This window comes from Rhizobium sp. BK196 (genome assembly GCF_014193255.1).
Classification (GTDB): Bacteria; Pseudomonadota; Alphaproteobacteria; order Rhizobiales; family Rhizobiaceae; genus Rhizobium.
Genome location: NZ_JACHZB010000011.1, coordinates 142,957 through 155,389 on the forward strand (window position 1 = coordinate 142,957; position 12,433 = coordinate 155,389).

The 12,433-nt window shown below is 59.1% G+C and carries 13 protein-coding genes; 11 read left to right on the forward strand and 2 right to left on the reverse strand.

Translation table 11 applies throughout. From position 1 onward, the window contains the following. Positions 1 to 6: 6 nt before the first annotated feature. A complete protein-coding gene (locus FHT78_RS27850; protein WP_183749779.1) occupies positions 7 to 510 on the reverse strand; it encodes a DUF1993 domain-containing protein in 504 nt (167 codons plus the stop codon). Between the two features lie 391 nt (positions 511 to 901). Here FHT78_RS27850 and FHT78_RS27855 point away from each other — a divergent pair, with 391 nt between their 5' ends. The 3 genes from FHT78_RS27855 to FHT78_RS27865 all read left to right on the forward strand — a co-directional run bounded on the left by FHT78_RS27855 (position 902) and on the right by FHT78_RS27865 (position 4,501). Then, positions 902 to 1,831 (forward strand): sugar ABC transporter substrate-binding protein, encoded by a 930-nt coding sequence (locus FHT78_RS27855; RefSeq protein WP_183749780.1) that lies wholly within the window; start codon positions 902 to 904, stop codon positions 1,829 to 1,831. 69 nt (positions 1,832 to 1,900) lie between these two features. Beyond that, on the forward strand, positions 1,901 to 3,442 hold the full coding sequence (locus FHT78_RS27860) for a sugar ABC transporter ATP-binding protein (RefSeq protein WP_183749781.1): 1,542 nt from the start codon (positions 1,901 to 1,903) through the stop codon (positions 3,440 to 3,442). A gap of 33 nt (positions 3,443 to 3,475) precedes the next feature. Beyond that, positions 3,476 to 4,501 carry an ABC transporter permease gene (locus FHT78_RS27865; protein ID WP_183749782.1) on the forward strand — a complete coding sequence of 342 codons (1,026 nt, stop codon included), beginning with the start codon at positions 3,476 to 3,478 and terminating at the stop codon, positions 4,499 to 4,501. A 54-nt stretch (positions 4,502 to 4,555) separates the two neighbouring features. On the opposite strand, the gene FHT78_RS27870 is transcribed toward FHT78_RS27865, so the two are convergent. Next, positions 4,556 to 5,107, reverse strand: coding sequence for an NUDIX hydrolase (locus FHT78_RS27870; RefSeq protein ID WP_183749783.1), 552 nt, complete (start codon positions 5,105 to 5,107; stop codon positions 4,556 to 4,558). Positions 5,108 to 5,316: 209 nt separating this feature from the next. Between FHT78_RS27870 and FHT78_RS27875 the strand changes: the two genes are divergently transcribed. The 8 genes from FHT78_RS27875 (at position 5,317) to FHT78_RS27910 (ending at position 12,304) form a co-directional block, all read left to right on the forward strand. Continuing rightward, positions 5,317 to 6,375 carry a dipeptidase gene (locus tag FHT78_RS27875; protein ID WP_183749784.1) on the forward strand — a complete coding sequence of 353 codons (1,059 nt, stop codon included), beginning with the start codon at positions 5,317 to 5,319 and terminating at the stop codon, positions 6,373 to 6,375. 44 nt (positions 6,376 to 6,419) lie between these two features. Further along, the gene (locus FHT78_RS27880; protein ID WP_183749785.1) at positions 6,420 to 8,060 is read left to right on the forward strand and encodes an ABC transporter substrate-binding protein; all 1,641 of its coding nucleotides are present in this window, start codon (positions 6,420 to 6,422) and stop codon (positions 8,058 to 8,060) included. A gap of 22 nt (positions 8,061 to 8,082) precedes the next feature. Continuing rightward, complete coding sequence (locus FHT78_RS27885; protein ID WP_183749786.1) at positions 8,083 to 9,150, forward strand: ABC transporter permease; 1,068 nt, start codon at positions 8,083 to 8,085, stop codon at positions 9,148 to 9,150. Beyond that, positions 9,147 to 10,082, forward strand: coding sequence for an ABC transporter permease (locus FHT78_RS27890; RefSeq protein ID WP_183749787.1), 936 nt, complete (start codon positions 9,147 to 9,149; stop codon positions 10,080 to 10,082). The genes FHT78_RS27885 and FHT78_RS27890 overlap by 4 nt, the downstream gene beginning before the upstream one ends. Then, positions 10,079 to 10,912 carry an ABC transporter ATP-binding protein gene (locus tag FHT78_RS27895; protein ID WP_183749788.1) on the forward strand — a complete coding sequence of 278 codons (834 nt, stop codon included), beginning with the start codon at positions 10,079 to 10,081 and terminating at the stop codon, positions 10,910 to 10,912. Before FHT78_RS27890 ends, FHT78_RS27895 begins: the two co-directional genes overlap by 4 nt. Next, positions 10,909 to 11,658, forward strand: coding sequence for an ABC transporter ATP-binding protein (locus tag FHT78_RS27900; RefSeq protein WP_183749789.1), 750 nt, complete (start codon positions 10,909 to 10,911; stop codon positions 11,656 to 11,658). Before FHT78_RS27895 ends, FHT78_RS27900 begins: the two co-directional genes overlap by 4 nt. 163 nt (positions 11,659 to 11,821) lie before the next feature. Further along, entirely contained in the window at positions 11,822 to 12,010 is a 189-nt protein-coding gene (locus tag FHT78_RS27905) for a hypothetical protein (protein ID WP_183749790.1), read from the forward strand. 129 nt (positions 12,011 to 12,139) lie between these two features. Further along, a complete protein-coding gene (locus FHT78_RS27910; RefSeq protein WP_183749791.1) occupies positions 12,140 to 12,304 on the forward strand; it encodes a hypothetical protein in 165 nt (54 codons plus the stop codon). Positions 12,305 to 12,433: the final 129 nt, after the last annotated feature.

Here is a 12,433-nt window from a genome sequence, read left to right on the forward strand (position 1 = left end):
TAAGCGTCAGAAATTTCCAAGGAAATCTCGCTTGCCGACGGGCGCACCCTGGTTGCGCAGGATGGCATGTGCCGTTGTCACGTGGAAGTAGAAGTTCGGCAGTGCGAAGAGGGCGACATATTCGATGCCCGGCACGACCGAACCGTTGCGGCCGGGTATGGTTATATCCCTGACGTCGCTGCCTTCCAAAGCCTCCGGCGAGAAGCTGGCGAGATAGGCTTCCGTCTTCGCCATGCGCTCACGCAGCTCTGCGATCGTGGTTTCATTGTCCTCGAATTTCGGTGCGTCGGTTGCAGTCAGTCGGGAGAGCGCAAATTTAGCGGTGTCGCTGGCACGCTGATACTGGCCGGAAAGCGGCAGCATGTCCGGGGCGAGACGCGCGTTCACGAGAATGGTGGGATCGATCTTCTTTTCCTCGGCAAGCGCTTCTGCCTTGTCGAGGTAGGTTTTCAGGCTGGCAATGCCGCGCAGGAACATCGGCACGGTCAGGCGATACATCGAAATGGACATCTGTCCTGTCTCCAAAAATCTTCAAGCAAGCAGCCCGTGTGCGCGGGCCGCTATGAACTTCGACTAGATGGGGATTTCTAGGACGATCACAATAAGCGTTTGTGACGGTTTGCCGTCCATCGTGGCTGGAGTGCAACGGGCCGATCATCCGGAATTCACCGCGGTACCCAGTCCCTGCGCTGCAATGGTATCCGAAATCGGCAAAGAGGCTTGACGCCGTTTCGATAAAATGGAATGAATATTCCGCAAAGCAAATTTAACGGTTTGTTTGTTCCGTTTTGACGGAGCCGTCGCGGGAGAGGCGGTGCGGGATTGAGGTCCGCAGATGGATGTCTGGGACTCCGGCGTGAGGAGGGTGCAGCCGGGCACCGTTTTGTGGAGGAAAAATGCAATGAAAAAATTCATCCTGGGCACTGCGATGGCGCTCGTCCTGTCGACGGCCGCACACGCGGAAACCGTCGGCGTTTCGATGGCCAAGTTCGACGACAACTTCCTGACCGTTCTGCGCAACGGCATGACCGATTATGCAAAGACCCTTAAGGGGGTCACACTGCAGGTTGAAGACGCGCAGAATGACGTTTCCAAGCAGCAGAGCCAGATCCAGAATTTCATCGCCTCCAAGGTCGACGCAATTATCGTCAACCCTGTCGATACCGATGCGACGACGGCGATGTCGAAGCTTGCTGCCGATGCAGGCATTCCGCTGGTTTACGTCAACCGCCAGCCTGTCAATGTCGATACGCTGCCGGACAAGCAGGCTTTCGTCGCTTCCAACGAGCAGGAATCCGGGACGCTCGAAACCAAGGAAATCTGCCGTATTCTCGGCGGCAAGGGCAAGGCCGTCGTCATCATGGGCGAGCTCTCCAACCAGGCTGCGCGGATGCGCACCCAGGACGTTCACGACGTCGTCAAGACCGATGAATGCAAGGGACTGGAGATCGTGGAAGAGCAGACGGCAAACTGGGATCGCACCCAGGGCGCCGACCTGATGACCAACTGGCTCTCCAGCGGCATCGAGTTCGACGCCGTGATCTCCAACAACGACGAAATGGCGATCGGCGCCATCCAGGCGCTGAAAGCGGCCGGCAAGGATATGAAGAAGGTCGTTATCGGCGGTGTCGACGCCACGCAGGACGCGCTTGCCGCAATGCAGGCCGGCGACCTCGACGTCACCGTATTCCAGGATGCCGCCGGCCAGGGTAAGGGCGCGCTCGATACAGCACTCAAGATCGCGAAGGGCGAAAAGGTCGAGAAGAAGGTCTACATTCCCTTCCAGCTCGTCACGCCTGCCAACGTCAAGGACTTTGTCTCCAAGAACTGAGGCAAACGCCAAGGAGGATGCGGGCTCCGCCCGCATCCTTTCAGCCTGTCCGTATCCGGAGGAGATGATATGGCCGTCAGCCCGTCAACCATGGCCGCCGTGCGCGCAAGCGGCGCAGTTCCGAATGCGGAATATCTTTTGAGCGCAGAAGGCGTGCGCAAGGAATTTCCCGGGGTAGTCGCGCTCGACGACGTGCAGTTCCGGCTGAAGCGCGCTTCCGTGCATGCTCTGATGGGCGAAAACGGCGCCGGCAAATCGACGCTGATGAAGATCCTCGCCGGCATCTATACGCCCGACAAGGGCGATATCCGGCTGAAGGGGGTCGAAATCCGGTTGAAATCCCCGCTCGATGCGCTGGAAAACGGCATCGCTATGATCCATCAGGAACTGAACCTGATGCCGTTCATGACGGTCGCTGAAAATATCTGGATTCGCCGCGAGCCGAAGAACCGTTTCGGTTTCGTCGATCACGGCGTGATGCATCGCATGACCGAGGAGCTGTTTGCGCGGCTCAATATCGCAATCGACCCCGATATCGAGGTCCGCTACCTCTCGGTCGCAAACCGGCAGATGGTCGAGATTGCCAAGGCGGTTTCGTATAATTCCGACGTGCTCATCATGGACGAGCCGACCTCGGCGCTGACGGAGCGCGAAGTCGAGCATCTTTTCCGTATTATCCGCGATCTGAGAGCCCAGGGTATCGGCATCGTCTACATCACTCACAAGATGAACGAGCTTTTCGAGATCGCCGACGAGTTTTCCGTCTTCCGCGACGGTCGCTATATCGGCACGCATGCTTCGACGCAGGTCACCCGTGACGACATCATCCGCATGATGGTCGGGCGCGAGATCACCCAGATGTTCCCCAAGGAAGAGGTGCCGATTGGCGAGGTCGTCCTCTCCGTCAGGGATCTCTGTCTCAACAGGGTTTTCCAGAACGTTTCCTTCGAGGTGAGAGCCGGCGAGATTCTCGGCGTGGCGGGCCTCGTCGGCTCCGGACGGTCGAATGTCGCTGAAACGCTTTTTGGGGTGACGCCGGCAAGCTCCGGCTCGATCGAGCTGTTTGGCAAGCCGGTGACGATTTCCTCGCCGACCGAGGCTATCCGCCACCGGATGGCGTTCCTGACCGAGGACCGGAAAGATACGGGGTGCCTGCTGATCCTCGATATTCTGGAGAACATGCAGATCGCCGTCCTGCAGGATAGGTTTGTCAAGGCTGGCTTCGTGCAGCAGGGCGCAGTCGAAGCGACCTGTGAAGACATGGCAAAAAGGCTGCGGGTGAAAACGCCCAATCTTTACGAGCGCGTCGAAAATCTTTCCGGTGGCAATCAGCAGAAGGTGCTGATCGGGCGCTGGCTGCTTACTCATCCAAAGATTCTGATCCTCGATGAGCCGACGCGCGGCATCGATGTCGGCGCCAAGGCGGAAATTCACCGGCTGGTCACGGAAATGGCGCGCAACGGCGTGGCGATCATCATGATCTCGTCGGAGATGCCAGAAGTCCTCGGAATGAGCGACCGCATCATGGTCATGCATGAAGGGCGCGTGACCGGTTTCCTCAATCGCGATGAAGCAACGCAGATCAAGGTGATGGAGCTGGCTGCGCAGTGATGCGCGCCTGTGATCACCCAAGGGAGGTTTGACATGAATACCACGGCAGCAGAGAGTCCGGCTCCGCTCGCAACTCGGCCGAGACGGCGGCGCATGCCGCCGGAACTCAGCATTTTCCTCGTGCTTGTTGGCATCGCGCTGGTCTATGAAGTGCTGGGCTGGCTGTTCATCGGCCAGAGCTTCCTCCTGAATTCGCAGCGCCTGACGATCATGATCCTGCAGGTCTCTGTGATCGGCATCATTGCCGTCGGCGTCACCCAAGTCATCATCACGGGTGGCATCGATCTTTCGTCGGGCTCGGTCGTTGGCATGACGGCGATGATCGCGACGAGCTTCGCGCAGTCCTCCACCTGGGGGCGGGCTGTTTTTCCTTCGCTGACCGATCTGCCTGCTCTTGTGCCGATCGTGATCGGCCTGCTGATCGGGGCGGTCGCCGGCCTCATAAACGGCTCGCTCATCGCTTATACGAAGATCCCGCCGTTCATCGCGACGCTCGGCATGTTCGTGTCGGCCAGAGGCGTCGCGAAGTGGTATACGAAGGGGCAGCCGGTTTCAGGGATCACCGAACAGTTCCATTTCATCGGAACCAAGGCATGGCCAGTCGTCGTCTTCCTCGTCGTCGCGCTTATCTTCCACATTGCGTTGCGTTACACGCGCTACGGAAAGTTCACCTACGCGATCGGTGCCAATCCGCAGGCTGCACGCGTTTCCGGCATCGATATCGAGGCGCATCTCGTCAAGGTCTATGTGATTGCGGGACTGCTGGCCGGTCTTGCCGGTATCGTCACGGCAGCGCGCGCCGAAACCGCGCAGGCGAGCATGGGTGTCGGATATGAACTCGACGCGATCGCTGCGACCGTCATCGGCGGCACATCGCTGACCGGCGGTGTCGGGCGCATCACCGGCACCGTCATCGGCACCGTCATCCTCGGTGTCATGACGTCAGGCTTCACTTTTCTCAGGATCGACGCCTACTATCAGGAAATAGTCAAGGGTGTCATCATCGTTGCGGCCGTCGTTATCGACGTCTACAGACAGAAGAAACGGACCAAGCACTGAACCGGAAAAGGGGGCTTCGAGCCCCCTTCATCGTTTCATGGGGAATGGCTGCGATCACGACGAAGGATCAAGGGCCCCCGATGTCTTCAGATGGTGCGTGAGTTTCTGGCGATCACCCAAAATCATCTCGGAAGGAATAGCGGCGGGATAGAAGAGGGCGATTTCAAGTCCCTCCGCGATAGCGTCATCCATTGGTCCCGGCAACTCTTCCTCACGCATCCGTGCTGTGAAGACGGTGAGCAGAAAATCGAAGGTTTCGCCTTGTGGTGAGATAAACCTTTTTCGTTCGACTTCGATCAGATCCACCAGATCCAAAGACACGCCGATCTCTTCCATTATCTCCCGGCGAAATGCGGCGGAGAAATCCTCGCCTTCTTCGACCGTTCCACCCGGCAGAGACCTGCCTGCATGCATACCGCTTCTCTTCGCCAGGACGATTTGACCTCTGGCATTATGAATGATGCCGATCGCTCCGCCCAACGCCCGACGGGAAAAGTGCTTGTGTTTCTGTGCCTCAAAATCAGCTTCCGGCAAGGGCTGATCGGCCGTCGACAGCCTGGCACGCGGGTATTGTCGGATAAGCGTTTGGAAAATTTCCTTGCTCATGGGGTTCTTTCAGGTCATCGGCAAAAGGCATTCCACGGCGATTGGGCCTGCGGGCCGCGCCATTGACGGTACTTGTGTCGCTCTGCTTCTGCATCGCAAAATTGCATGGCTTCCACAGCGCGCCTTTGTAAAAAAAGAGGTGGCGCTTTCCGTCAGCTTTTCTATTCTTGCCGCTTCGATCCGCCCGCTCGGGCAGTGCAGGAAAGCAGATGCAACTCGTATTCGACGGTCATAACGACGTTCTCCTTCGACTCTGGTCTCATGCGAAAGACGGAAGTGATCCGGTCGCGGAATTTGCTGATGGCACGACGGCAGGTCATATAGATGCTCCGCGTTCAAAGGCCGGCGGTCTGGCGGGCGGCCTTTGTGCCATCTACATTCCCTCGGGCGATCTGGTTTTTGCCGATCCCGATGCGAATGGCCATTATGCGACGCCGCTTGCCGCTCCGCTTGATCCCCTGCCCTCGCTTGCCATAGCCACAGAGATGGCGGCGATCGCGCTCAGACTCGACCGTGCCGGTGCCTGGCGACTTTGCCGCTCGGTTCAGGATATCCGCAAGGCGATGGCGTCGGGCGTTTTTGCCGCTGTCATGCATATGGAGGGCTGCGAGGCGATCGGCGCCGATCTCGCTGCTCTGGATGTTTTTTATGCCGCCGGGCTGCGTTCGCTCGGCCCGGTATGGAGCCGGCACAATATCTTTGGGCACGGCGTGCCCTTTGCCTTCCCGAGCTCACCGGATACGGCGCCGGGTTTGACGGAAGCCGGCTTTGCGCTGGTGCGCGAGTGCAACCGCCTCGGCATCCTGATCGATCTCGCCCACATCACCGAGAAGGGTTTCTGGGATGTGGCGGAGACGAGTGACCAGCCGCTCGTCGCCAGCCATTCCAACGCCCATGCTCTGACACCGGTCGCCCGCAACCTCACCGACAGGCAGCTCGACGCGATCCGTGAGCGTCGCGGTCTTGTCGGTGTGAACTATGCGACGGCAATGCTTCGTCCGGATGGCCGCTCCGATGCCGATACGCCGCTTTCCGACATGATCTGCCATATCGATTACCTCGTGAACCGGGTCGGAATCGATTGCGTGGCGCTCGGTTCGGACTTTGACGGCGCCACCATTCCGGAAGAAATTGGTGATGCCTCGGGCAACCAGAGGCTGATTGCCGCTCTCCGGCAAGCTGGCTATGGTGCGGAGGACTTGACCAAAATCGCCAGCGAAAACTGGCTTCGCATTCTGGCTTCGGCGTGGAGGGAAGAGGACGCCTGAGACCAAATAATACTTAGTAATCAATCAAAACAGGGGAACAAGCCATGATGATTACCAAACTCAACCGCAGCTTCCGCCTTCTTTCCGCAGGGGCTGCGCTTTCGCTCCTGATGGCAGCAGCGCCCGCTGCCTTCGCAGAGACGCCGAAGGACACGCTCGTCGAAGGTTTTGCCATCGACGACATCATCACGATGGATCCGGGCGAAGCTTTCGAGCTTTCGACGGCTGAGGTCACCAGCAATACCTACAGCCTGCTCGTTCGTCTCGACATGAACGACACTTCGAAGATCAAGGGCGACCTCGCCGACAGCTGGACCGTTTCCGATGATGGTCTCACTTATACGTTCAAGCTGAAGCCGGATCTGAAGTTCGCCTCCGGCAATCCGATCACCGCCGAAGACGTTGCCTGGTCCTTCGAGCGCGCCGTCAAGCTCGACAAGAGCCCGGCCTTCATTCTCACCCAGTTCGGCCTGACCGGCGACAACGTCACCGAGAAGGCCAAGGCTGCCGACCCGACCACCTTCACCTTTACCGTCGACAAGGCCTATGCGCCGAGCTTCGTGCTGAACTGCCTGACGGCAACAGTTGCTTCCGTCGTCGACAAGAAGTTGGTGATGGACCACGTGAAACCGGTCACGGTCGATGCCGATCACAAATACGACAATGACTTCGGCAATGAATGGCTGAAGACGAATTATGCCGGTTCCGGCGCTTACAAACTGCGTGAATGGCGCGCCAACGAAGTCGTCGTCATGGAACGCAACGACAATTATTATGGCGAGAAAGCCAAGCTCAACCGCGTTATCTACCGCTACATGAAGGAAAGCTCGGCGCAGCGCCTGGCGCTTGAGGCCGGCGATATCGATATCGCCCGCAACCTTGAGCCTGGCGACCTCGATGCGGTGGCCAAGAATGCGGATCTCGCGACCACCAATGCGCCGAAGAGCACGGTCTATTACGTCAGCCTCAACAGCAAGAACGAGAACCTGAAGAAGCCTGAGGTCCAGGAAGCCTTCAAGTATCTCGTCGACTATGACGCGATTGGCGCGACCCTCATCAAGGGCATCGGTGAGATCCACCAGACCTTCCTGCCGACTGGCCAGCTCGGAGCGCTGAACGAGAACCCCTACAAGCTCGACGTTGCCAAGGCGAAGGAACTGCTCGCCAAGGCAGGCGTGCCGGACGGTTTCTCGGTCACCATGGATGTTCGCAACACGCAGCCGGTCACCGGCATTGCCGAATCCATGCAGCAGACGCTTGCCCAGGCCGGGGTGAAGATGGAGATCATCCCCGGTGACGGTAAGCAGACGCTGACCAAGTACCGCGCCCGCACGCACGACATGTATATCGGCCAGTGGGGATCGGACTATTTCGATCCGAACTCCAATGCTGATACTTTTACCTCCAACCCCGACAATTCCGATGCGGGCACGGTGAAGACGCTTGCATGGCGCAATACGTGGGAAGCGCCCGAGCTTGACAAGGAGACGAAGGCTGCCCTGCTCGAGCGTGACGCCGCCAAGCGTGCGGCCATGTATGAGGACATTCAGAAGAAGTTCCTGGCCAACAGCCCCTTCGTCATCATCTTCCAGCAAATCGAAGTGGCTGGCTATCGCAAGAGCCTCAAAGACTTCAAGCTGGGTCCCAGCTTCGACACCAACTATGTAGGCCCGATCTCGAAGTGATGGGGCCGGCTAGGCTGATCCAGTGAGTATCGTCGAAACGAGACAGGAGGCGCGGCCCCGCAAGGGCCGTGCACTCTCCTTTGCGAAGGCGCTGGGGCGTTTCCTCTTCGCCGCCGTCACCACCTATCTCGGCCTTCTGGCTGTCACCTTCTTCATTGGCCGCGTCGTGCCGATCGATCCCGTGCTCGCCATTCTTGGCGACCGCGCGCCGACCCATGTCGTAGAGCGCGTGCGCCGCGAGATGGGCTTTGACCTGCCGCTCTACGAGCAGTTCTACATCTATCTCAAGGGCATACTTTCCGGTGATTTCGGCAATTCGGTGCTGACCACCAATCCTGTCATGGTCGATATTCGCCGCGTCTTCCCGGCCACGCTGGAACTTGCGACCGTCGGCACGATCATCGGCTCTGTCATTGGCGTGCCGCTCGGTGTACTGGCTGCCGTGCGCCGCGGCAGCATTGCCGACCAGGTCGTGCGCGTCATCGGCCTTGTCGGCTATTCGGTGCCGATCTTCTGGCTGGCGTTGATCTCGCTCGTCATCTTCTATGCGCAGCTGCGCTGGGTGGCTTTCCCCGGTCGCATCGATATCGTCTACGAATACAGCTTCACACCGGTCACCGGCTTCTATCTCCTCGATAGTGCCTGGCAGGGGCAGTGGGATGTTTTTTATGACGTCTTCCGCCACATCATCCTGCCGGCCTCGCTGCTCGGTTATTTCTCGCTCGCTTATATCAGCCGCATGACCCGCAGCTTCATGCTGAACGAGCTGTCGCAGGAATATGTGGTGGCGGCTCGCGCCAAGGGCCTTTCTGAGACACGGGTGATCTGGGGGCATGCGTTGAGAAATGCAGCGGTGCCGCTCGTGACCGTCATAGCGCTTTCCTATGCAGGTCTGCTTGAAGGCTCGGTATTGACGGAGACGGTCTTCTCCTGGCCCGGCATCGGCCTCTACATCACCAACTCGCTGCAAAACGCCGACATGAACGCCGTGCTTGGCGGCACGATCGTCATTGGCACGGTGTTCGTCGGCATCAACCTTATTTCCGATCTCCTCTATCGGATACTCGACCCGAGGACGCGCGACCGATGACGGTTCCGACCACGCCTTCCACGCCCGTGAGCCGCCGTGACTGGTTGCTGTCCGACCGGCCGCAGTCGCGCATGCAGGCTCGACTCGGCCGCGCCTACGTTACCTGGCGGCAATTCACCGCTAACCGGCTCGCCGTCATCGGTCTGCTGATCATCGTGGCGCTGTTGCTGATTGCTGCCTTTGCCAATCTGATCGCCACCCACAATCCCGTTGTCGGCGATCTCAAGAATGCTCGCCTGCTGCCGCCCGGCAGCGCCGGCTATCTGCTTGGCACCGATGATCAGGGCCGCGATATCTTCTCGCGTCTCATCTACGGCTCGCGGCTGACGCTGCTCGTCGTGGTCCTTGTCGCCGTTATCTCCGCGCCTGTTGGACTCATCGTCGGCACGGTATCGGGTTATGCCGGCGGATGGGTGGATGCGACGCTGATGCGCATCACCGATATCTTCCTTGCCTTCCCGAAGCTCGTGCTGGCACTTGCCTTCGTCGCAGCCCTCGGGCCTGGCATCCAGAACGCCATCATCGCCATCGCCATCACCTCCTGGCCGCCTTATGCGCGCATCGCCCGCGCCGAGACACTGACGGTCCGGCGGTCCGATTATATCTCGGCGGTCAAGCTGATGGGCGCTTCGCCGCTGCGCATCATTATCAGGCACGTCATGCCGCTCTGTATTTCCTCGCTGATCGTGCGCGTGACGCTCGACATGGCGGGCATCATCCTGACGGCGGCCGGCCTCGGCTTCCTCGGTCTCGGCGCACAGCCGCCGCTGCCGGAATGGGGCGCGATGATCGCCTCTGGGCGCCGTTTCATCCTCGACCAATGGTGGGTCGCAGCCATGCCCGGCATTGCCATCCTCGTTGTCAGCCTCGGCTTCAACCTTCTGGGTGATGGCCTGCGCGATGCGCTCGATCCGAAGGAGGCTGGCCAATGAGCTCGCTTCTGACAGTGAAAAACCTGCGTGTCAGCTATCCGACCCGCACGGGTGTCATTGAGGCCGTGCGCGGTGTTTCCTTCATCCTCGGCAAGGAGCGGCTCGGCATCGTCGGCGAATCCGGCTCCGGCAAATCGCAGACCGGCCGCGCCATCATGGGGCTGACGCCGAAGCACGGCCTCGTCACCGCCGACACGCTGGATTTCAGCGGCCTCGATCTCCTCAAGGCCTCGGCCGCCGACCGGCGCAAGCTTCGCGGCAAACGCATCGCCATGATCCTGCAGGATCCGAAATATTCGCTCGATCCGGTCATGACCATCGGCAAGCAAATCTGCGAAACATTGCGCACGCATGAGAAGGTCGGCAAAGGCGAGGCGCGAGACCGTGCGCTCGACATGCTGGAAGCGGTGCAGATCCGCGATCCCCAGCGCGTCTTCGATCTCTATCCGCACGAGGTTTCGGGTGGCATGGGCCAGCGCGCGATGATCGCCATGATGCTGGTCGCCGGGCCCGAACTCTTGATCGCCGACGAGCCTACCTCGGCGCTCGACGTAACGGTTCAGCTCGATGTTTTGAGGATCATGGACCGGCTGGTGTCCGAACGCGGCATGGGGTTGATTTTCGTCTCCCACGATCTAAGGCTCGTCTCCTCCTTCTGCGACCGCGTCATCGTCATGTATGCCGGCCGCATCGTCGAAGAGATTGCCGCGTCCGAACTCCGCAATGCGAAACATCCTTATACGCAGGGCCTGCTGAACTGCATGCCGCAGATCGGTGAAAACAGGCATCCGCTGCCGGTTCTCGACCGCAAGCCGGAGTGGGCTTTATGAGCACAGCGTTGTCCGCAGACCATCTCGGTGTCGTCTACGACCATTTCCATGCGCTGAAAGATGTGAGCATTTCCATTGAAAGTGGCGAATCCTTCGGCCTCGTTGGTGAATCCGGCTCGGGCAAGTCCACGTTGCTACGCGCCGTTGCCGGGCTCGCTCCTGTCAGTGAGGGAGCGATCCACATTCACGGCGAGGAGCTTAAAGGCTGGAAGCGCAGCAGAAGCTTCTATCGAAGCGTCCAGATGGTCTTCCAGGATCCCTATGGCTCGCTGCACCCCCGCCAGACTGTCGACCGGTTGCTTCTGGAGCCGCTTGCCATCCACGGTATCGGCGATGGCGAGAAGCGTATTGCCCGGGCGCTCGACGAGGTTGGGCTCGGCAATGGTTTTCGGTTCCGCTACCCGCATCAGCTTTCCGGAGGTCAGCGGCAGCGTGTGGCAATCGCCCGCGCACTGATCGTCGAACCGTCCATCCTGCTGCTCGATGAGCCGACATCGGCGTTGGATGCCTCCGTGCAGGCCGAGGTTCTCAATCTTCTGGAGCAGATCCGGCGTGATCGGAAATTGACCTTCGTCATGGTCAGTCACGATCTCGGTGTCGTCACCCATATGTGCGAGAGGCTTGCGGTGATGCGCGGCGGCGCCGTCGTTGAACGGCTGACATCGGCCGAACTTGCCGCAGGCAGCGTTCACGAGGAGTATACGCGAAATTTGATGATCGCGAGCAAGGGTTTCGTGAAGGCTTGAAAGCCAATGGTTTCAAGTCCTTGAAAAATCTGGCATGCCCGCGGGCGTTAAGGATAATGTTTCCCTAAAACACGACCATTCGACTAGACTATTGACAGCTGCCTTAGTTCTGTCATGATCTCGTTAACGACCGTTAGCTTTCGTGATCGATGGAGGTTGAGGCATGTTCTTTCTCGGTGGGATGACCATGGGTTACCTCGATCCGCCTGTTAAGGCCGAGCGGAGGGAAATCGCCTCCGCGACTATCCCGGCGGAAAAGGATCGCCGGTTGATCGAAACATCCCCGAGCGCACCTCAGAGCGACAGCTCTGCCGAACGTTCCTGGCTCTGGGCATGGCGCGCGCTCTGCTGAAATCGGACCCGGGCGGATTTTCTCTTTCGTCCGCTCTGGACGGAAAATTATCTCTACCTACATTATAGAGTATAAGAATATAAAGCGAGCCGGCAATTCGGCCGCAAAACAAACAGACGGAGGCGACACATGGCAAATCTGGGTATCTCGCATACTCATGTGAACCAGTACGGATCCGTACCGGCAAAGAAGCCGGTCACCACGCGGCATAGAATCCAGACCGCGATCCATGCAGCCCTTTTCACGGCGGCTTTCCTTTTTGTCGTCGCTATGGTTTGTGGCGTCGTCGGCTGACGCCGGCGCGTCCTTGAGCGCCCATTTGATGGCGCTCATTTGATCGAGTAATTTTCCATCTGGAACAATTGGGGCGCGTCAGCATTCTCCTGACACTTTGGTGCTCACAGGAGAGTGGTCATGAAGGGC